A 23794-nucleotide genomic window follows, 5' to 3' on the forward strand; every position below is an offset into this window, starting at 1 on the left:
GCCCCTGGAAAAGCGCCGGATGTTTCTTGCGGCCTTGCACAAGGAGGGCGTTGATTTCGCCCGGTTTCCCATCCCGGCTGACATCGAGGCCGAGGACTGCCAAGCGTTGTCATACGCACAGCAACGCATGTGGTTTCTCTGGCAACTGGACCCGCACAGCGGCGCGTACAACCTGCCGGGCGCGGTGCGCCTGACCGGGCGGCTGAACCTGCCGGCGCTGGAGCAAGCATTCGCCAGCCTCGTTGTACGTCACGAAACCTTGCGCACGGTGTTCCAGCGCCAGACCGACGACCGTTTGCTGCAAGTACCGGCCAGTTCGCCGCTGGTGATCGATCATGTGGATTTCAGCGCGCTCCCGGCCACGGAGCGCGAGCTCGCCGTTGCGCGAGCCGCCGAACAGCAATCGGTGCTGCCGTTCAATCTGTCAGTCGGCCCGTTGCTGCGCGTCACTATGCTCAAACTCGCCGATCAGGAACATGTGCTGCTGCTGACTCTGCACCACATCGTGTCCGACGGCTGGTCGATGAACGTATTGATCGACGAATTCATCCGCTGCTACGACGCCTTCGACGCGGGTACACAACCACAACTCGCGCCATTGCCGATCCAGTACAGCGACTACGCCCTGTGGCAACGCCGCTGGCTGGAAGCGGGTGAACAGGCGCGCCAACTCGACTACTGGCAAGCGCAACTGGGCAACGTGCATCCGGTACTGGAATTGCCCACCGACCACCCGCGCCCGGCCATGCCGAGCTATCGCGGCACTCGCTACGAATTTGCCGTCGATGCGCAACTGGCCGAACAACTGCGCGCCACCGCGCAGAAACACAACATCACCCTGTTCATGCTGTTGCTCGGCGCCTTCAACGCGCTGTTGCACCGTTACACCGGGCAGACCGACATCCGCGTCGGCGTTCCGATTGCCAACCGCAATCGCGCCGAGATCGAAGGCTTGATCGGTTTCTTCGTCAACACCCAGGTGCTGCGCACGCAACTCGATGGCCAGACACGCGTCGACGACTTGTTGCGCGCGATCAAGGAAGCTGCCCTTGGTGCCCAAGCCCATCAGGACTTGCCGTTCGAGCGTCTGGTCGAGGCGCTGAAACTGGAGCGCAGCCTCAGCCACACGCCGCTGTTTCAGGTGATGTACAACCACCAGCCGCACGTCGCGGACATTGCCACGGTCAGGACGGCGTCCGGCCTCTCGCTGGGCGTGATCGAGTGGGATGGGCGCACTACGCAGTTCGACCTGACCCTCGATACCTATGAAAAGAGCGGCAAACTGCACGCAGCGTTGACGTACGCCAACGACCTGTTCGACGCCGACACCATCACGCGCATGGCGCAGCACTGGACCCGTCTGTTGCAAGGCATGGTCAGCGATCCGACGCAGCGCATCAGCGATTTGCCGCTGCTGGAAAGCGCGGAATACCAGCGCATCGTGCATGACTGGAATCGCGCCGACGAAGACTACCCGCAAGACCTGTGCATTCACGAACGGATCAGCCAGCAAGCCGCGGCCAGTCCGAAGGCATTGGCGGCGACCTTCGGCACCCGACAGCTGACTTACGCCGAGCTCGACATCCAGGCCAATCGCCTGGCGCACAAGCTGAACGAATTGGGCGTTGGCCCGGAAGTCCGCGTCGGCGTAGCGATGCAGCGTTCGGAAAACCTGCTGGTGGCGTTGCTGGCGGTACTCAAGGCCGGTGGCGCCTACGTGCCGCTGGACCCGGATTACCCGGCTGAACGCGTTGCGTACATGCTCGAAGACAGCCGCGCCTTGGTATTGCTGACAGAACAATCAGTCGCCGCGACATTGACTGTGACAGCCGACACCCAAGTGTTGCTGCTGGATAACAAAGCGTGGGCTGAGTACCCGGAATTCGCACCCGTTACGGGCGTCACACCGGACAACCTCGCCTACGTGATCTACACCTCTGGCTCCACTGGCAACCCCAAGGGCGTGGCCATCACCCATCGCAATGTGCTGGCGCTGATCGACTGGTCGGCTTCGGTCTACAGCCGCGAAGACATCCAAGGCGTGCTGGCCTCGACCTCGGTGTGCTTCGACCTGTCGGTGTGGGAGCTATTCGTGACCCTGGCCAACGGTGGCTCGGTAATCATCGCCCGCAATGCCCTGGAATTGCCGCAACTGCTGACGCGGGATCAAGTACGCCTGATCAACACCGTACCGTCGGCGATCAATGCATTGCAGCGCGACGGACAGATCCCGCCGAGTGTGCGCATCATCAACCTCGCCGGGGAACCGCTGAAGCAGAGTCTGGTGGACGCGCTGTATCAGCAATCAACCGTCGAACACGTCTACGACCTGTATGGCCCGTCGGAAGACACCACGTATTCGACCTGGACCCGACGCGAGGCCGGTGGCCACGCGAACATCGGTCGCCCGCTCAAACACACCGCCAGCTACTTGCTGGATGCCGAACTGCAACCGGTGCCGCTAGGCGTCGCTGCCGAGCTGTACCTGAGCGGCGCGGGGATCACCCGTGGTTACCTCGCGCGGCCGGGCATGACCGCCGAAAAGTATGTGCCGAACCCGTTCGCCAGCAACGGCGAGCGCCTCTACCGCAGCGGTGACCTGACCCGCTATCGGGCCGACGGCACGCTGCAATACGTCGGGCGTATCGACCATCAGGTCAAGGTCCGGGGCTTTCGCATCGAACTGGGTGAAATCGAAGCGCGGCTGTTGCAGCAGAACGCCGTGCGCGAACTGGCGGTGCTGGCGCAGGACGGGGTCAACGGCCAGCAATTGGTGGCCTACATCGTGCCGAACGATCCCGCGTTACTCGGTGATATCGACGCGCAAGCGACTCAGCGTGAAACGTTGAAAGCCGCACTGCGCCAGCATCTGCCGGATTACATGGTCCCGCCATTCCTGCTGTTCCTCGATCATCTGCCGCTGACCCCCAACGGCAAACTCGACCGCAAGGCCTTGCCGGCGGTTGAGGGTTCACAGCAGCAACAAGAATACGTCGCGCCACGTAGCGCACTGGAAAAATCCCTCGCCGCGATCTGGCAGGACGTGTTGGCCATCGACAACGTCGGTCTGGAAGACAACTTCTTCGAGTTGGGCGGCGATTCCATCGTATCCATGCAAGTGGTCAGCCGTGCGCGACAGGCCGGGATCGTGCTGAGTCCCAAGGACCTGTTCCAGCACCAGACCATCCGCAGTCTCGCCCAAGCCGCCCGCGGCGGCGATCAGGTGTTGATCGACCAAGGTCCGGCCATCGGCGTGGTGGCGTTGGCACCGGTGCAACAAGGGTTCTTCGAACAGGCCATCCCCGAGCGTCAGCACTGGAACCAGTCGCTGCTGCTGATGCCACGCGAGGTGTTGAACGCCGAGACGCTGGACCGCGCCCTTGAGCAATTGCTGACCCACCACGACAGCTTGCGCCTGCGCTACGAGCAGAGCGCTGACGGCTGGCAGCAAACCTACGCCGCGCCGACCACGGAGTCGGTGCTGTGGCAGCGTCAGGCGCACTCCGACGACGAACTTAAGGCCTTGTGCGACGAAGCCCAACGCAGTCTCAATCTGCAAAATGGCCCGCTGATGCGTGCGCTGCTGGTGGCGATGGCTGACGGTACACAACGCCTGCTGTTGGTGATTCATCACCTGGCGGTGGACGGTGTTTCCTGGCGCGTGCTGCTGGAAGATCTTCAGCAGTTCTACAGCGGCAACAAGGTGTCGTTGGCTAAAACCAGCACCTATCAGCGCTGGGTCGCCCGTCTGCAAGATCATCTTCCAGCGTTTGAAAACAACCTCGGTTATTGGCTGACCCAACTGAAAAGCGCAGCGAATAATCTGCCCTGCGACCGCCCGAACGGCGCGCTGGAGAACCGTTTCGAGCACAAAATCGAGATCAAACTCGATACCGAACACACCCGCAAACTGCTGCAACACGCCCCAGCGGCCTATCGAACCCAGGTCAACGACCTGTTGTTGACCGCACTGGCGCGCGCGGTTTGTCGCTGGAGCGGGCAGGGCAGCGCGCTGATTCAACTGGAAGGGCATGGCCGCGAAGACCTGTTCGACGACATCGACCTGACCCGCACCGTGGGCTGGTTCACCAGTCTGTTCCCGGTCAATCTGGTGCCGTCGGGCGATCTCGGCGCCTCGATCAAAACCATCAAGGAACATCTGCGCGGCGTGCCGGACAAGGGACTCGGCTATGGCGCATTGCGTTATCTCGGCGGCTCGGTGTTGAGCGCCGAACTTGCCGCCTTGTCGCAACCGCGCATTACCTTCAACTACCTGGGGCAATTCGACCGTCAGTTCGACGACGGCGCAATGTTCGTGCCGTCCACCGAAGGTAACGGCGTGGCTCAGGATCCGTCGGCGCCGCTGGGCAACTGGCTGACAGTTGAAGGCCAGGTCTACGGTGGCGAATTGTCATTGAGTTGGGGTTTCAGCCGCGAGATGTTCGACACCGCGACTATCCAGCGTCTGGCGGACGATTACGCGCAGGAACTCAAAGCGCTGATCGATCACTGCTGCGCCGTTGAAGTGCCGCAAGCCACGCCGTCCGACTTCCCGCTGGCGCGCCTCAGCCAGACGCAACTGGATGCCTTGCCGGTCGCAACCCTTGCAGACCTGTATCCACTGTCGCCAATGCAGCAGGGCATGCTGTTCCACACGCTCTACGAACCGCAGGTCGGCGCCTACATCAGTCAGTTGCGCCTGGACATTCAAGGCCTCGATCCGCAGCGCTTTGCCTGCGCCTGGCAGACCGCATTGCAACGCCACGACATCCTGCGCAGCAGCTTCCACTGGCAAGGCCTCGACACCGCGCATCAGGCGATTGTCCGCGAGGTCGCGTTGCCGCTCGAGGTGCTGGAAGCGACCGACACCGATGCGCTGGCCGATGCCGAGCGCGCCCACGGTTTCGAATTGGGTCGCGCGCCGTTGTTCCGCTTGAAGCTGGTCCATACCGACACTGACGCCTGGCACCTGATCTACACCAGCCACCACATTTTGATGGACGGCTGGAGCAACGCGCAGTTGCTGGCCGATGTGATCCAGCATTACGCCAGCGGGCTATCGCTGCCGGCACCGACCGGGCAATACCGCGATTATCTGGGCTGGCTACAGCAGCAATCCGCCGTCGCTGGCGAGCAGTTCTGGAAAGCCGCGCTGGCGCCGCTGCAAACGCCGACCTTGCTCGCCGAAGCCTTGCGCCCGCCCGTGGGTGCCGAGGGCAGCGCAGCCTATCGAGTGGCCTTCGACCGCCGCGCCACCCAGCGTCTGGCCGACTTCGCCCGGCAACAGAAAGTCACCCTCAACACCGTGCTGCAAGCGGCGTGGAGCCTGTTGCTGCACCGCTACACCGGTCAGGATTGCGTGGTCTTCGGGGCCACCGTCGCGGGTCGTTCGGCGCCGCTGCCGGGGATCGAAGAACAGCTCGGGCTGTTCATCAACACGCTGCCACTGGTCTGCGCGATGAAGCCTGCGCAAACCGTCAGCCAATGGCTGGGTGAACTGCAAGGGCTGAACCTGGCCATGCGTGAGTTCGAGCATGTGCCGCTTTACCACATTCAGGGCTGGGCGGGGCAGCAGGGTTCGGCGCTGTTCGACAGCCTGCTCGTGTTCGAAAATTTCCCGATCGCCGAAGCGCTGAAGCAGGGCGCACCGGCCGGGCTGTCGTTCGGCAACCTGCACAACCACGAGCGCACCCACTATCCACTGACCCTCGGCATCGAACTGGGCGAAGGTTTGAGCCTGGACTTCAGCTACGACGCGGCACGTTTCAGTGCGGCCCAGATTGCTGAGTTGTCGGCTAACCTGCAGCATCTGCTGATGCAGTTGATGGCGCTGCCGGACGCTGCTTTGGGCGCGCTGGAATTGCTCGATATCGATGGCAAAAATGCGCTGCTTGCGCTCAGCCAGCCGGCCCCGGTTCAGTTATCCACCACCCTGTTGGTCCATGAACACATCGCCGCTCAGGCTGCCGCCACGCCGAATGCACTGGCGTTGCAGGTTGACGGCCAGTCCCTGAGCTACGTCCAGCTGAACACCCAGGCCAACCGCCTGGCCCATCGCCTGATTGCAAACGGTGCCGGCCCCGGCAAGCGTGTCGGGCTGGCGCTGCGCCGTGGGCCGCAACTGATCGTCAGCCTGCTGGCGGTGCTGAAAAGCGGCGCGGCGTACGTGCCGCTGGACCCATGCTACCCGGCCGAACGCCTGGCCTACATGATCGACGACAGCCGCCTCGATGTGCTGCTGTGCGAATCCGGCCTGCTGGAAAGTGCTCAAGGCGTGCGCCGTCTCAGCCTTGACGACAACGTCGGTTTCCCTGAACACAATCCGCAAAACCATGCGATTGCCCAGGATCTGGCCTACGTCATTTACACCTCCGGCTCCACCGGCCAACCCAAAGGCGTGGCCATCACCCACGCCGCATTACGCGAGTTCTGCCAAAGCGCCACCGACTATTCGGTGCTGTCGGCGGCGGACCGCGTGTTGCAGTTCGCGACCTTCAGTTTCGACGGCTTCGTCGAGCAGTGCTTCCCGGCGTTGTGCGTCGGTGCGGCGTTGATCATGCGGGGCGATACGCTGTGGGATGCCGGGCGACTGGCGGCTGAAATCCTCCAGCAAGGCGTGACCGTGGCGGACTTGCCAGCGGCCTATTGGTATTTGCTCGCCCGCGAATGTGCTAGTGGCGACATAAGCAATCTCGGTGATTTGCGTCAGGTGCATGTCGGCGGTGAAGCGATGTCGGTCGAAGGTTTGCGCTTTTGGCATCAGGCTGGACTGAGCCACGTGCGATTGCTCAACACCTACGGCCCGACCGAGGCAACCGTGGTGTCCAGCGTGCATGAATGCCGTCTCGAGGATGCCAGCGATGCGCCCGGCATTCCGATTGGTCGCGCCATCGCCGGTCGTGCGTTGTACGTGCTGGATGCGTCCGCTCAGTTGTTGCCCAACGGTATCGTCGGCGAGCTGTGCATCGGCGCACCGGCCTGCCTCGCGCAAAGCTATTTCGATCGCCCGGCGCTGACCGCCGAACGCTTCCTGCCGGACCCGTTCGCCCGTGAGCCGGGCGCGCGGCTGTACCGCAGCGGCGACCTGGCGCGCTACAACGCTGACGGGTGTCTGGAATACGTCGGCCGAATCGACCACCAAGTAAAGATCCGTGGTTTCCGCATTGAAATGGGCGAGATCGAAGCCTGCCTGCAAGCTCGGGAGGAGGTGCGTGAAGCGGCGGTCATCGCTCAGGACGGCGTGCAGCTGGTGGCGTATGTCGTGGCCAGCGATGCGGTGGTTTCTGAAACTGACTATCTGGAAGGACTCAAAGCCGTTCTGCGTCAGTCGTTGCCGGAGTACATGGTGCCAAGCCACCTGATCTTGCTGGTCAGACTGCCGCTCAACAGCAACGGAAAACTGGATCGAAGAGCCTTGCCCCGCGCCGAGGCCAGCGATGCCCAACGTGACTTCGTGGCCCCGGCTCAAGGGCCGGAAACGCAGCTGGCGTTGATCTGGCAGGACGTGTTGCAGGTCGAACGAGTGGGTCGCAACGACAACTTCTTTGCACTGGGCGGTCACTCGTTGCTGGTGCTTCAAGTGATTTCGCGGGTGCGTCAGCAACTGCATCTCGAACTGTCGGTGAGCAGTCTTTTTTCTGCTGCGAATCTGGCGGAATTTGCCGAGCGTGCGGCGCTGGCGAGCGTCAGCGGTCAACCGGTCCTGCAACCTGCGCCTGTTAATCAACCGCCCGTTCTGTCCTACGCCCAACAGCGCCAATGGATTCTCTGGCAGCTGGACCCGCACAGTCCGGCCTACAACATTCCCGCTGCGGTGCGCCTCAAGGGCTCGCTCAACCTCAATGCGTTGCGCGAAGCGTTCAAGCAATTGCAGGCCCGCCACCCAACCCTGCGCACGACGTTCGAACAGGATGGCCAGCAGGCGCGTCCGGTGCTGCACGACACACTGGCGCTGCAGCTGGAACTGCGCACGCTCGATCAACTGTCGGTGGACAGCGCGGTGGCGCAAGAAATCGCTCGGCCGTTCGACCTGCGCAACGGTCCGCTGTGGCGCGTGTTGCTGCTGCAAGTGAACGCCGACGAACACGTGCTGGTCCTCACCGTGCACCACATCGCCGCCGATGGCTGGTCGATGCAGGTCATGGTCGATGAGTTCAGTGCGTTGTATCAGGCGGCAGTCGACGGTCGCGCTGACGGTTTGGCTAATTTGCCGGTGAACTACAGCGACTACGCCCGCTGGCAGCGCGACTGGCTGGAAGCCGGCGAGGGCGCACGGCAACTGGCGTGGTGGAGCGAGCAACTGGCCGGCAGCCAGACCCCGCTGGAGTTGCCGAGTGAACTGACCCGTCCGGCCCGTCGCTCTGAGCGCGGCGCCAGCCTGATGCTGAACGTTGATCGCGAGCTGCTGGCCGGTTTGCGCCAACGTGCCCAAGCGCAGCAAGTGACCTTGTTCATGCTGTTGCTGGCGAGTTTCCAGACCTTGCTGCATCGCCAGAGCGGGCAGTCGAGCATCAGCATCGGCGTGCCAAGCGCCGGGCGTTCGCGCCTGGAAACCGAAGGCCTGATCGGCTTCTTCATCAACACCCAGGTGCTGCGTACACAGATCGACGGGCAGCAGCCGTTCAGCGCGTTGCTGCAACAGGTCAAACAGGTTGCCCTGGATGCGCAAGCCCATCAGGACGTGCCATTCGAGCAATTGGTCGACGCCTTGCAACCGGATCGCAGCCTCAATCACAGCCCGTTGTTCCAGGTGCTCTACAACCATCAGCAGCAGTTGGGCGCGAGTGTCGAGCGCACGGTTGCCGACCTGAACGTCGAGCGTCTGCACTGGCAGCAACACACCACGCAATTCGATCTGGTCCTCGATACTCAGGAGCAGGGCGAAGCACTGGATGCCAGCCTGACCTACGCCACGGATTTGTATGACGAAGCGTCGATGCGGCGCCTTGGCGAGCAGTGGCTGAACCTGCTGCGCGCGGTGGTCAGCGATCCGCAGCAGCGCGTCGCCGAACTGCCCCTGATTGACGGGTCGCAGCAAGAGGCTTTGTTGCAGCACTGGAACCCCGCATTCCAGGCACAACCGACGTCGCCGACCTTGCACCAGCTGTTCGAAGCTCAAGTCGCACAACGGCCGAACGCCATCGCACTGACTTACGAAGGCGAGCAACTGACCTACGCCGCGCTCAACGCCCAGGCCAACCGCTTGGCGCGCACACTGCGCGAGCAAGGCGTCGGGCCAGAAGTGCGTGTGGGCATCGCCACCGAGCGGGCCATGCCACTGGTGATCGGTTTGCTGGCGATTCTCAAGGCCGGCGGCGCCTATGTGCCGCTCGACCTGCACTACCCGGCCGAGCGCCTGAGCTACATGATCGAAGACAGCGGCATCACCCTGCTGCTGACCCAGCAACACTTGATCGACGGTCTGCCGGCCCGGGACGGCGTGCAGGTGCTGAGCCTGGAATCGTTGCAGCTGGATGGGGTCAGTGACGCCAACCTGCCAGCGCTGGCGAGCCCGGACAACCTCGCCTACGTGATCTACACCTCCGGTTCCACCGGTCGGCCAAAGGGCGCATTGCTCAGCCATGGCAACGTAGGGCGTCTGCTCACTGCTACCGCTAACGAGTTCAACTTCGGTCCGAACGATGTCTGGACGCTGTTCCATTCCTACGCCTTCGACTTCTCGGTGTGGGAGCTGTTTGGCTCGCTGTGCACCGGCGGACGCCTGGTGATCGTGCCGCATGACATCAGCCGCGAGCCGCAAGCGTTTCACCGTTTGCTCTGCGATGAAGGCGTGACGGTGTTGAACCAGACCCCGAGCGCGTTCCGCCAACTGTTGCCGATTGCCTGCGCCAGCCCGCGCAGCATGGCCCTGCGGCAGGTAATTTTCGGCGGCGAGGCCCTCGACGTCGCGAGCTTGCGTCCCTGGTTCGAACGCTTTGGCGACCAGCAACCCACCCTGGTCAACATGTACGGCATCACCGAAACCACGGTGCACGTGACCTACCGCGCGATTCGTCTGGCAGACCTGCACGGCAAGGCCCAGAGCCCGATTGGCCTGCCGATCCGCGACCTGCGCTGGTACTTGCTCGACAGTCAGTTACAGCCAGTACCGGAGGGTGTCGCAGGCGAGTTGTACATCACGGGTGCCGGCCTGGCGCGCGGTTATCACGGGCGTTTCGGCCTGACCGCCGAGCGTTTTGTGCCAAGCCCGTTCGACGCTTCGCAACGCCTCTATCGCAGTGGCGATCTGGCGCGTCAACGCGCCGACGGCAGCATCGATTACCTCGGCCGCATCGACCAGCAAGTGAAGATTCGCGGTTTCCGCATCGAACTCGGCGAAATCGAAGCCGCGCTGCTGGCTCAACCGGGCGTGCGCGAAGCGGTATTAAACGTCCACAACGGTGACGGCGGACCGCAATTGTGCGCCTACGTCGTGGCCGAGCACACCCCGCATGACCCGATTGCCTGGCGCGACACCCTGTGCACCGCGCTCAAGGTCGATCTGCCGGACTACATGGTGCCAAGCCATTGGTTGTTGCTCGACGCCTTGCCACTGACCGGCAACGGCAAACTCGATCGCAAGGCCTTGCCAGTGCCGGATGTCGAGGACTGGCAGCGCCCGTTCGAAGCCCCCGAAGGTGAGCTCGAATCGCAACTGGCGACCATTTGGGCTGACGTGCTGGGCGTGGCGCAGATCGGCCGGCGCGACAACTTCTTTGAACTGGGCGGGCATTCCTTGCTCGCCGCCCAGGCCAGTGCCCGTGTGGAACTGGAGTTGGGCATCGAGCTGCCGCTGCGCGCGCTGTTCGAATCCACCGACCTTCAGGCTTATGCCGCCATGGCCGGGCAACATGCCCCGGCTGACAACGATGCACGTCTTGATGTGCTTGAGTCGCTTCTCGACGAGATGGAGATCAACTGATGGAACACACCACTGCCCAGCGTATCGCCAGCCGTTTCGCCGGCCTGCCGGCCGACAAGCGCCGCGAGTTTCTGAGCCGCATGCAAGAGCAGGGCGTGAGTTTCGGCCAATTGCCGATTCCGCCGGCTGGCGAGCCGCATACGAGCTTTGAACTGTCATACGCGCAGCAGCGCCAATGGTTTCTCTGGCAACTTGACCCGCAGAGCGCTGCGTATAACATCCCGGCGGCGTTGCGCTTGCACGGGCCGCTGAACGTTGCTGCGTTGCAGCAGAGTTTCGATGGGCTGCTGGAGCGGCATCAGAGTTTGCGCAGCCGGTTCGTCGAGGATGACGGGCAAGTGGTGCAGACGCTGGCCGAGTTCACCTCGCTGCCCATCGAGCAGATCGACCTGCGCGGCGTACCTCAGGATCAGCGCGTCGATCAGGCGATGAATAGCGTCGAACAGGACATCGCCCGGCCGTTCGATCTGCAACACGGTCCGCTGTTGCGGGTCAGCCTGCTGCAACTCGATGCCGAAGACCACGTGCTGTTGCTGACCCTGCACCACATCGTCACCGATGGCTGGTCGATGGGCGTGCTGGTGGAAGAGTTTTCCCGGCTCTACGCCGCGCATTGCCAAGGTCAGAACACGGTGCTGGAGGCACTGCCGATCCAGTATTCCGACTACGCGACGTGGCAACGCCGCTGGATGGAAGCGGGCGAACTCGAACGTCAACTCAACTGGTGGCGCGACCGCCTGGGCAGCGAACAACCGCTGCTGGAATTGCCGACTGATCGCCCACGCCCGGCGCAACCAAGCCAGCGCGGTGCGCGTCTGGATTTCGCCCTTGATGCCACGTTGGCCAGCGGCCTGATGACCTTGGCCAAACAGCGCGGCGTTACGCCGTTCATGCTGTTGCTGGCAAGCTTCCAGGCCTTGCTCTATCGCTACAGCGGCCAGTCCGACGTGCGCATCGGCGTGCCGATTGCTAACCGTAACCGCGCGGAAACCCGTGGCCTGATCGGCTTCTTCGTCAACACCCAGGTGATGCGTGCCGAACTCGACGGACGCCTGCCGTTCAGCCAATTGCTCGACCAGACCCGCACCGCATCGCTGGACGCTCAGGATTATCAGGACGTGCCGTTCGAGCGTCTGGTGCAGGCGCTGCAAGGTGAACGCAGCCTCAGCCACAGCCCGTTGTTCCAGGTGATGTTCAACCACCAGCAAGCCAAACCGGCAGCGGTCAGCGGCTTGCTCGCCGGGCTGCGGGTCGAAGCGCTGAACGCCACGGCGCACACCACGCAATTTGACCTGCAACTGGACACCCAGGAGGAGGGCGACAAGCTGTTCGCCAGCCTGACCTATGCCACCGACCTGTTCGATGCCGCGCGCATCGAGCATCTGTCCCGCCACTGGCGCAACCTGTTGGCCGGCGTGCTGGCGAACCCGCAATGCCCGCTCGCCGAGTTGCCGCTGCTGGACGTCGACGAGCGTCTGCGCATTCTCGATGAGCTCAACGACACCGCTCAGGCCTATCCGGGCGAAGTCTGCGTGCAGCGCCATTTCGAACAGTGTGTGGCTGAAAAAGCAGGGGCGACGGCGCTGGTGTTCCAGGGTCAGACCTTGAGTTACGCCGAACTGAACCTGCGCGCCAACCGCCTGGCCCATCACCTGCGCGAGCAAGGCGTTGGCCCGGAAGTGATCGTCGGGATTGCCTGCGAGCGTTCGTTTGAAATGGTCGTCGGCCTGCTGGCGATTCTCAAGGCCGGGGGTGCCTATGTGCCGCTGGACCCGGAATACCCGCTGGATCGCCTGGGCTACATGATCGAAGACAGTGGCATTTGGTTGCTGCTGACTCAGGAACATCTGCTGGCGCAATTGCCGACGCCCGATAACGTGCGCACCTTGTGCCTGCAAAATGAGGCTGATTGGCTGAACGATCTGCCGGGCACTGATTTGCCCAACCTTGCCGTCGCCGAAAACCTCGCTTACGTGATCTACACCTCAGGTTCCACCGGCAAACCCAAAGGCGCGGGCAACCGGCACGTAGCGCTGCACAACCGTCTGGAGTGGATGCAGCAAGCCTACAACTTGCAGCCCACGGACCGCGTGCTGCAAAAAACCCCGTTCAGTTTCGACGTGTCGGTATGGGAGTTTTTCTGGCCACTGATGAAGGGCGCCACGCTGGTCATCGCCGCGCCGGGTGAGCATCGCGATCCGCAACGCCTCGCCGCGTTGATCGTCGAACAAGCCATCACCACGCTGCACTTTGTGCCGTCGATGCTTTCCGCGTTCATCGGCGCCGACGAGTCGCAAGCCTGCACATCGCTGACACGCATCATTTGCAGCGGTGAAGCGCTGCCGATGGAGCTGCAACGCCAGACCCTGCGCAGCCTGCCGCACGTCAACCTCTACAACCTCTATGGCCCGACCGAAGCGGCCATCGACGTCACCTACTGGACTTGCGTGGAAGAGGGGCGCGACAGCGTGCCGATTGGTCGCCCGATTGCCAACTTGCGCACCTGCATCCTCGACAGCGAGCTGCAACCGTTGCCGTTGGACGCGGTGGGCGAGTTGTACCTTGGTGGTGTCGGCCTGGCGCGTGGTTATCACCGTCGCGGCGCGTTGACCGCCGAGCGTTTCGTGGTCGATCCGTTCGGCAGCGGCGAGCGCCTGTACCGTACCGGTGACCTGGCGCGATATCGCACGGACGGCGCCATCGATTACTGCGGGCGCATCGACCACCAAGTGAAGATTCGCGGTTTGCGTATCGAACTGGGCGAAATCGAAGCGCGCCTGCAAGAGCATGCTGACGTGCAAGAAGCCGTGGTACTGGCCCTCGACGGCCCGGGCGGCAAGCAATTGGTCGCGTACCTCGTACCGCAGGATCGCACACTGCTGGACGCCACTGCCGACCAGCAAAGCGCGTGGCGCGAAACCCTGAAAAGCCATCTGCTCGCGAGCCTGCCGGATTACATGGTGCCGGCGCAGACCGTGCTGATCGAACAAATGCCCTTGAGTCCCAACGGCAAGCTCGACCGCAAACGCCTGCCCGCGCCCACCGCGCACATCAGCCAACGCGCCTTCGAAGCACCGCGCAGCGAACACGAGCAAGTGCTGGCGCAGATCTGGCAGGACGTGTTGGGCGTGGAGCAGGTCGGGCGTCAGGACAACTTCTTCGAACTGGGCGGCGACTCGATCATCTCGATTCAGGTGGTCAGCCGCGCACGCCGTGCAGGTCTGAGCCTGCAACCGCGCGACCTGTTCCAGCAGCAGACCTTGCAAGCGCTGGCAGCGGTGGTCAAAGAACAGGCCGCGCCGCTGGCGCAACAAGGGCCGGTGGACGGGGCGCAAATACTCACGCCGATCCAGCGCTGGTTCTTCGCCGAACCCATCCCGCAACGCGCCCACTGGAACCAGGCCGTGTTGCTGAAGCCGCGTGAAACCCTCGAACTGCCGCGCCTGCAAGCGGCGCTGCAACGCCTGCTCAAGCAGCACGATGCGCTGCGTTTGCGCTTCAGCCAGGTCGATGGCCAATGGTCGGCGCGGTATGTCGGGGCCGACAGCGCCGATGTGATCGACATGCTCTGGACCGCCCGCGTGGCCAGTGATGCCTCGCTGGAGTCGGTGTGCGATGAAGCGCAACGCAGCCTCAGCCTTCAAGACGGTCCATTGCTGCGCGTGGCGTTGATCGCGCAGGCCGATGGCTCCCAGCGTTTGCTCTTGGTGATCCACCACTTGGCGGTAGACGGTGTGTCCTGGCGAGTGTTGCTGGAGGATTTGCAGGCCGCCTACTTTGGGCAAGACCTGCCGCCGAAGACCAGCGCTTTGCAGATGTGGGCCGAGAAACTCGACGCCTATGCACGCTCCGAAGCCGCCACCGGCGAACTGGCCTGGTGGCAGGCGCAGCTCAGCGTGGCGAATGATTGCTTGCCAGCGGCCAATGCCCACGCCAGTCAGGCCGGGCATCTTCGCCAGGGCGTCAGTATCGGTCTGGACCGCGAACAAACCCGCCAATTGCTGCAACAGGCGCCGGCGATCTACCGCACGCAAGTCAACGACCTGCTACTGACCGCGCTGGCCCGCACCCTCAGCCGCTGGACCGGCGACGGATCGGCGCTGATTCAACTCGAAGGTCATGGCCGTGAAGAACTGTTCGACGACATCGACCTGACCCGCACCGTCGGCTGGTTTTCCAGCCTGTTCCCGGTGCGCCTGACGCCTACCGTTGACCTGGCGGGTTCGATCAAGGCAATCAAGCAACAACTGCGCGAGATCCCCGGCAAAGGCATGGGCTACGGCCTTTTACGCTACATGGGCGATGCGTCGACCCAAGCGGCATTGGCCGCGTTACCGCAGGCGCGGGTGACGTTCAACTACCTTGGCCAGTTCGACCAGAGCTTCGCCGAAGACACGTTGTTCACTCCGGCCCGCGAGCCCAGCGGTGCCGCGCAATCGGCCGACGCACCGTTGCCGAACTGGCTGTCAGTGGACGGTCAGGTCTATGGCGGCGAACTGAAACTCGACTGGACCTTCAGCCGCGAATGCTTCGACTTGCGCGAAATCGAAGCCCTGGCGGCAGATTTCCGTACCGAACTCCTGGCACTGATCGCCCATTGCCTGAGCGATGGCGCGGGCGGCGTGACCCCGGCGGACTTCCCGTTGGCGCGGCTGACCCAGGCGCAACTCGATGATCTGCCGGTGCCGCCGGCGCAGATCGAGGACGTGTATCCGCTGTCGCCGATGCAGGCCGGTCTGTTGTTCCACAGCCTGTATGAGGCGGAGTCTGGCGCCTACGTGAACCAGCTCAGCGTCGAAGCCCGTGGCCTCGATGCCGAACGACTGGGCCGTGCGTGGCAAGCGGTGCTCGACACCCATCCGACCCTGCGCAGCAGTTTTCACTTCCCGGACGGCTTCGAAGCGCCGGTGCAGGTGGTCCATCGTCATCTGCACTTGCCGATGACCTGCCTCGACTGGCGCAGCCGCAGCGATCAGACCGAAGCGTTGATCCAATTGATTGACGACGAACGCCTGCAACTCGACCCGACCCGGGCGCCGTTGATGCGCTTGACGTTGGTGCGACTCGACGATGATCGTCAGCAACTGATCTACACCCACCATCACCTGTTGCTGGATGGCTGGAGCAATTCGCTGTTGCTGAGTGAAGTGCTGCAGCGGTATGCCGGGCAAGAGGTGCAGGCGCCCACCGGGCGTTTCGCCGATTACATCGGCTGGCTGCAACGTCAGGACGCGCAGGCCGATGAACTGTTCTGGCGCGAGCAACTGGCCCACCTCGACAACCCGACGCTGTTGGCGCAGAGCCTGGCCCATGGCGGCGGTAAAAACCTGTCGACGGCAGCCTTTGCCGATCATCGCCAGACGTTCGACATCGCGACCAGCCAACGCTTCAGCGAGTTCGCTCGTCAACAGAAGGTCACGCTCAACACCTTGGTGCAAGGCGCGTGGGCGCTGTTGTTGCAACGCTACAGCGGTCAGCGCAGCGTCGCGTTCGGCGCGACCGTGGCGGGGCGGCCGGTGGATTTGCCGGGGGCCGAAAGCCAGCTCGGGCTGTTCATCAACACCTTGCCGGTGACCAGCACGCCGGACGCGGCTGAAAGTGTCAGCCAGTGGCTGAGCCGTTTGCAGGCGCAGAACCTCGAATTGCGTGAACATGAATTCACCGCATTGGGCGACATTCAGCGCTGGGCAGGACGTGCCGGCGAGCCGCTGTTCGACAGCCTCCTGGTGTTCGAAAACTTCCCGGTGGCCGAAGCGTTGCAACAGGGCGCACCGGCCGGGTTGAGCTTCTCGATCCCGCAGAACCATGAACGCACCAACTTCCCGCTGACCCTGGCGGCGACTGCCGAAAGCCAGCTCAGCCTGAACTGGAGCTACCAGTGCGCGCACTTCAACGCCGAAGCGATTGCCCGCATGAGCGAGCATCTGGCTGCGCTGCTGGCGGCAATGGTCGCCGCGCCACAGGCTGCATTGAGTGAGCTGGAGCTGCTGACCGCGCCGGAACGTGAGCAACAATTGATTGAGTGGAATCCTGCATTCACCGCAACGGAAAACCCTCTGTGCGTGCATCAATTGATCGAGGCCCAGGCGGTTATCCGCCCGCACGCCACCGCACTGATCTTCAACGACCTTGAATTGAGCTTCGACCAGCTCAACCGTCGCGCCAACCAACTGGCCCATCGCTTACGCGCACTGGGCGTCGGCCCGGAAGTGCCGGTCGGCCTGGCGATGCAGCGTTCGCCGGAAATGATCATCGGCCTGCTGGCGATCCTCAAGGCCGGCGGCGCCTACGTGCCACTGGACCCGGCGTACCCGTCCGAACGCCTGCGTTATCTGATGGAAGACAGCGGCATTGTGCTGCTGATCAGCCAGTCGTTGCTGCGGGAAACACTGCCGTTGCCGCCAGGCCTGCCAGTGCTGGAAGTCGACCGCGAACCGCTGGAATCGATGACTGACACCAACCCGGTCAACCTGACCTGTGGCGAAAACCTCGCCTACCTGATCTACACCTCAGGCTCCACCGGGCGGCCGAAAGGCGTCAGTGTGGCCCACGGTCCGCTGGCCATGCATTGCCTGTCGATTGGCGAGTTGTACGGCATGACCCCGGACGACCGCGAGCTGCAATTCGCCTCGATCAGCTTCGACGGCGCCCACGAACGCTGGTTGACACCGCTGGTGTTCGGTTCGGCGGTGATGCCTCGTGACGATGAGTTGTGGAGTGTCGAGCGCACCTGCGCCGAGATCGAAAAACACGGCATTACCATCGCCTGTTTCACCCCGAGCTACCTGGCGCAGATCGCCGATTTCATGGGCGAAGCGGGGCGTGACCTGCCGATCCGTTCCTACACCCCGTGCGGTGAAGGCATGGCCAAACATGCCTTCGATGAAGTGCAGCAGGTGCTGCAACCGAAACGCCTGATCAACGGTTATGGACCGACCGAGACGGTGATCACGCCGCTGATCTGGCTGGCGTACCCGGATACCGAATTCGACTCGGCGTTCATGCCGATTGGCCGGCCGGTGGGCAATCGCAGCGCCTATATCCTGGACGGCGGTTTACAGCCGCTGCCGGTCGGCGTCGCGGGTGAGTTGTACCTGGGCGGCGAGGGCGTCGCCCGGGGTTACCATCAGCGTCCCGATTTGACGGCCGAGCGCTTCGTGCCTGATCCGTTTGTACCGGGCGCGCGTTTGTACCGCAGTGGCGACCTTGCGCGGTTCCGTGCCGATGGCGTCGTTGAGTACCTTGGCCGGATCGACCAGCAGGTGAAGATTCGCGGGTTCCGTATTGAGCTCGGCGAAATCGAAGCTTGCCTGCTTGAACATGCAGGTGTGCGTGAAGCCTTCGTGATCGACCGCGACGGTCCGGTCAGCCGCCAATTGGTCGGTTACGTGGTGCCGCGCGATCCGCTCGCCGATGAGCAGGATCTGCGTGAAGCGCTGACGGCTCATCTGCGCAGCCGATTGCCGGCGCACATGCTGCCGGCGCATTTGATGTGCCTGGCCGCGTTGCCACTGACGCCGAATGGCAAGCTTGATCGCCAAGGACTGCCGGCGCCTGAGGCCACTCGAGAGCAGCACGGTCACGTCGCCGCCGTGTCGCCGGCCGAAGCGCTGCTGGTGGCGATCTGGCAGGAACTGCTGGGGCTGGAGTCGGTGGGCGTCACCGAAAACTTCTTTGAGCTGGGCGGGGATTCGATCATCTCGCTGCAAGCGGTGAGCCGTGCCGGGCAGCGCGGGTTGGTGTTCAGTCCGAAGCAACTGTTCGAGCAGCAGACCATTCGGGCACTCGCTGCGGTAGCGACCAGCCGTGAAGCCGCTTTGATCGAAGCGCCGAAAGTCGAAGCTTTTTCGCTGGTTCCACACATCGACATGGCCGCCCGTGAAGGGCTGCAAGATCTCTATCCGCTGTCGCCGATGCAGCAAGGCATGCTGTTCCATTGCCTCGATTCGCCGGAGCTGAACCCCTACGTCAACCAGTTGAGCGTGGCGGTGGACGGTTTGCAGGTGCCGCGTTTCCGTGCGGCTTGGCAGATTCTGGTGGAGCGTCACGAAGTGCTGCGTGCGGCATTCCGCTGGCGCGATGGCTTGGCCGATCCGCTGCAAGCGGTGTTCGCCGACGTCGAGCTGCCGATCGAAGAACTCGACTGGCGTGAACGCAGCGACACCGAACAGGCGTTGCAGGAACTGGCCGCCGCGGAACAGGCCAAGGGTTTCGACCTGAGCTGCCCGCCGCTGATGCGTTTCATCCTGGTGCGCCTCGGTGATGACCGTTACCAGATGATCTGGATTTACCACCACTTGCTGCTGGACGGCTGGAGCGCCTCGCGTCTGTTGGGCGACATGTTGCGCCTGTACCACAACGACAGGTTGCCGACCCTGACCGGTCGCTACGCCGATTACATCGCCTGGCTGCAACATCAGGACGGGGCTCAGGCCGAAGGCTTCTGGCGCGAGCGCCTGGCGTTGCTTGAAGAGCCGACCATTCTGGCCAAGGCGTCGGGTGCTGCTGGCTCCGGCCACGGCGTGATGTACAGCAACCTCGACGCCGAAGCGACAAGCAAACTGCACAGCTTCGCCAAGCGTCAACGCGTGACCCTCAACACGCTGGTGCAAGGTGCCTGGCTGCTGCTGTTGCAACGCCACAGCGGCCAGCGCAGCGTTGCGTTCGGCGCCACGGTGGCCGGGCGTCCGAGCGGATTGGCGGGGGCGCAAGACATGCTCGGCCTGTTCATCAACACCTTGCCGGTGATCCAGACCCTCGATCCGCAGCAGCCGTTGGGCGAGTGGTTGCGCGAGTTGCAGGACTACAACCTGATGGTCCGCGACTACGAACACACGCCGTTGTCGGACATTCAGCGCTGGGCCGGGCAGGGTGGCCAGGGCTTGTTCGACAGCATCATCGTGTTCGAAAACCATCCGGTGGACCGTGCGCTGCGCGGGGGCGAGGAAGGTGAGCTACGTTTTGCCGAGGTCGGCAGCGGTGGCGTGACCAACTTCCCGATGGACTTGATGGTCAGTGCCAACGAAGAAGGTCTGGAAGTCGAGTACCTGTTCCTGCGGGACCGCTTCAGTGACGTGGAAGTAGAGCGGATTCGTGCGCAGCTTGAAGGGTTGCTGCGTGCGTTGCCGGAGGATGCGACGTATCTGCTCGGTAACATTGGCCTGCCTGAATCGCGTATCAGCCTGCCGCAAGCGTCGACCGACAGCGCCGATGTGTTGCACGCGTTCAATCAGCATGTACAGACGCAGCCTAAGAAAATCGCCTTGATCTGTGAGGATCGGCACGTCAGTTACGCCGAGCTTGAGGCGCAGGCCAATGGGTTGGCGCTGCAACTGATAGATCGCGGAATCGGCGCGGAAAGTCTGGTGGCGGTAGCGTTGCCGCGTTCCGAACGCACCATCATTGCGTTCCTCGCGGTGCTGAAAGCGGGGGCGGCTTACCTGCCGCTGGACCTCGCGTACCCGGCCGAGCGACTGGCTTATATGTTGAGCGATTCGGCCGCGAGTCTGTTGCTCTGCGACAGCGATCTGGGCGAGCGGCTGTCGTTGGCGGATAGCCCGCCACGCCTGCTGCTTGGCCCGTTGGGCGTTGCCGACAACATGCCATGCCCGGTTTCCAACCCGTTGCCCGGGCATCTGGCGTACCTGATCTACACCTCCGGCTCCACCGGCCAACCCAAAGGCGTGGCCGTGGAACGCGGGCCGATTGCCCGGCATTGCCGCGACATTATTGAACTCTACGAATTGGCACCGCGCAGCCGTGAACTGCACTTCATGTCGTTCGCCTTCGACGGCGCCCAGGAGCGTTGGCTGAGCGTGCTGTTGGCCGGCGGCAGTCTGGTGATCCGCGAGGACACTGTGTGGACCCCGGAACAGACCCTGGACGTGTTGCATCGTCATGCCGTCACCGTCGCCTGCTTCCCGCCGGCGTACTTGCAACAGATGGCCGAAGTCGCCGAGCGTCTGGGCCATCCGCCGGCGGTCGAGGTGTATTGCTTTGGCGGAGATGCGGTGCCGGACGCCAGTTTCGAACAGGTCAAACGCGCCTTGCGTGCGCAGCGTCTGGTCAATGGCTATGGCCCGACCGAAACCGTGGTCACGCCGCTGTTGTGGCGTGCCGAGGCCGGCGAAACTTGCGACGCGGCGTATGCGCCGATTGGTCGAGGCGTGGCCGGGCGTGGTGTGTACGTGCTTGATGCCGACCTCAATCCGTTGCCGGTCGGCGTCAGCGGCGAGTTGTACCTGGGCGGCGAATGCCTGGCGCGGGGGTATCACCAGCGTCCGGGCATGAGCGCCGAGCGTTTCATCCCCGATCCGTTCGAGTCCGGTGGCCGCATGTACCGCACCGGCGACCTGGTGCGCCAGCGCGCGTGCGGGTTGATCGACTACCTGGGACGGCTCGACCAGCAAGTGAAGATCCGTGGTTTCCGTATCGAACCGGGCGAGATCGAAGCGCGCCTGCGTGAGTGCGCGGGCGTGCAGGATGCCGCCGTGGTGGTCCTCGACACGCCGACCGGCAAGCAATTGGTCGGTTATGTGGTGGGGGCCGGCGCAGTCGGTCTGGACCGTCGCGTGAAGTCTGAACTGCAAGCGCAACTGCCGGATTACATGGTGCCGGCACGGATCATGGTGCTGGAACGCTTCCCGCTGTCGGCCAACGGCAAGCTTGATCGTCGCGCACTGCCGACGCCGGAATGGGCGCTTGGCGGCTATCGCGCGCCGCGCAATCCGCTGGAAACGGCGCTGACCGCGATCTGGCAAGAGGTGCTTGGCGTGCCGCAAGTGGGCATCGACGACAACTTCTTCGAACTCGGTGGCGACTCGTTGCAGGTGCTCAAAGTGATTTCGCGGGTGCGCAGTCAGCCGCAATTGGGCGTCGAATTGAAGCTGCGGGATTTGATGCAGAAACCGTGCATCGCTGAGCTCAGCGGCTATCAGTTGGCTGAACCGGCGACCGCGCCGGACCCGTTGCTGGCGTTGAATGCACGGATCCCCAACGTGCCGGCGTTGTTCTGCCTGCACGCCGGTTTCGGCACGGTGTTCGACTACGAACCGCTGGCGCGACGCCTGGAAGGACGGCGCACGGTGTACGGCGTGCAATGCCGCATGCTGCTTGATCCGCAGTGGCAGGACGACTCGCTGCTGGCCATGGCGCAAGCCTATGCGCTGCGGATTCGCGGTCAGCAGGCCAAGGGGCCGTATTACTTGCTGGGCTGGTCGCTGGGCGGTGCGTTGACGCAACTGGTCGCTCACGACCTGGAATCCCAGGGTGAAACGGTTGCGTTTGCAGGGCTGGTCGACAGCTACGTGGCGGGCACGGCAGAAGTGGGGGACTGGCGCGAGGATCTGGGCGACTTCCTGAAGTTTGTGCTGGGGTTGCCGGCTGATGAGGCACAGGCATTGATCGCGCTGAAAGCTGCTGACTTGAACGAGCGTGAAGGTTCCAGCGCCGTGATCGAGGCGGCCATGCACGGCTCCAACGAACAAGCCACGTTGGGCGCAGGGGAACTCACGCAGATTTTCGCGACAGGTTCACGCCTCAAGCAACTGGCGCTGGCGCATCGGCAACTGCCGGGGATTCAAGCGGTGGCGCATCGCTGGTGGGTGGCCAAACGCGAGGAGGAGCGTCGAGTGTTCGAGGCGCAGGTCGGCAGCCAGGGCGTCGATCGCCTGTTGGCGGGTGGGCATTACGAATTGCTGCGCGGTGATGAGTTGCTGGATGAGCTGCAAGACTTGCTTGAGCGGCGTTTGGCAATTGCTTAAACGAACGACTATCGACCTCTTTGTGTAAAAGGATTGACCCCATGGCCGTATTGCCAGAACTTGAAGCATTTCTCGAACTCGCCGAGTTCGGCCGGATGACCGGCAAAAGCCGCGCGATGCATGAGCAATCGCCGCACCAGGCGCGGATCGCTTTTGAAGCGTCGTCGGGGTTTCTCGATGTGCCGCTGGACATCGTGGTCTGTGAAAATTTCACCCTTCCTGCCCGCGACGGCCATAGCCTGTCGGCGCGCTTGTATCGCGACGGGAAAACGGTCGAGGGCTTGCAACCGGTGGTGCTGTATTTCCATGGCGGCGGCTATGTGGTCGGCAGCCTCGATTCCCATGACGCACTGTGCCGGCGACTGGCCTCACAGGGTGGTTTTGCGTTGCTGACCGTGGATTATCGACTGGCACCGGAATGGCGTTTTCCGACACCCGTGCAGGACGCCTGCGACGCCGGCAACTGGCTGGTGCGTGAAGGCGCGGCACGAGGGCTGGATGCCCATCGGGTGGCATTGGTCGGTGACAGCGTGGGCGCGACATTGGCCACGGTGTTGTCGATCATGGCGGTGCGAGAGCCTGAGGAGCTGGCGTTGAAACCCAAGGCGCAAGTGTTGCTGTACCCGGTGACAGATGCGACGACCCAGCGGGCTTCGCATCGGGATTTCGCGGAGGGCTATCTGCTGGAAACGCCAACACTGGACTGGTTCTACGCCCATTACGGACGCACGCCGCAGGACCTCGCGGACTGGCGCTGCTCGCCATTGCTGGCGGCGGATTTATCCGGCGTGGCACCGGCGCTGGTGTACCTGGCCGGGCATGATCCGCTGCATGATGAAGGGCTGGCCTATGCCGACCTGTTGCGTGCGGCGGGGAATGAGGTGACGTTGCTGGAACAGCCTGGGATGACCCATGACTTTATGCGCATGGCGGGGTTGTTGGGGGAGGTTGAGGGGATTCATGCGCAAGTGGCGGGGTGGGTGCGCTTGCGGGTGTGAGATGAACTGAAAAAACCGCCACTCCTGGATCAGGGGGTGGCATTTTTTTTATGCCTGGCCCGCGGGCTCAGATTCAACACAAATACCCCAGACAAAAAATACCCGCATCTCAC

General features: G+C 63.2%; 2 protein-coding genes and 3 pseudogenes. All 5 read left to right on the top strand.

The annotated features are described in order from the left end of the window. Window positions 1-127: 127 nt before the first annotated feature. Window positions 128-8989 (top strand): annotated as a pseudogene (locus tag J2X66_RS28245) (amino acid adenylation domain-containing protein); the annotation flags it as partial. 177 nt (window positions 8990-9166) lie between these two features. Continuing rightward, window positions 9167-10528 (top strand): annotated as a pseudogene (locus J2X66_RS30380) (amino acid adenylation domain-containing protein); the annotation flags it as partial. Between the two features lie 183 nt (window positions 10529-10711). Continuing rightward, a pseudogene (locus J2X66_RS30385) lies at window positions 10712-10921 on the top strand (phosphopantetheine-binding protein); the annotation flags it as partial. Then, complete coding sequence (locus J2X66_RS28250) at window positions 10921-22683, top strand: non-ribosomal peptide synthase/polyketide synthase (RefSeq protein WP_310271405.1); 11763 nt, start codon at window positions 10921-10923, stop codon at window positions 22681-22683. The pseudogene J2X66_RS30385 and the gene J2X66_RS28250, both read left to right, overlap by 1 nt. Before the next feature lie 41 nt (window positions 22684-22724). Continuing rightward, complete coding sequence (locus J2X66_RS28255; RefSeq protein WP_310271408.1) at window positions 22725-23681, top strand: alpha/beta hydrolase; 957 nt, start codon at window positions 22725-22727, stop codon at window positions 23679-23681. Window positions 23682-23794 lie beyond the last annotated feature (113 nt).

It is taken from the genome of Pseudomonas sp. 3296 (assembly GCF_031456615.1).
In the GTDB taxonomy this organism is placed as follows: Bacteria; Pseudomonadota; Gammaproteobacteria; order Pseudomonadales; family Pseudomonadaceae; genus Aquipseudomonas; species Aquipseudomonas mucoides.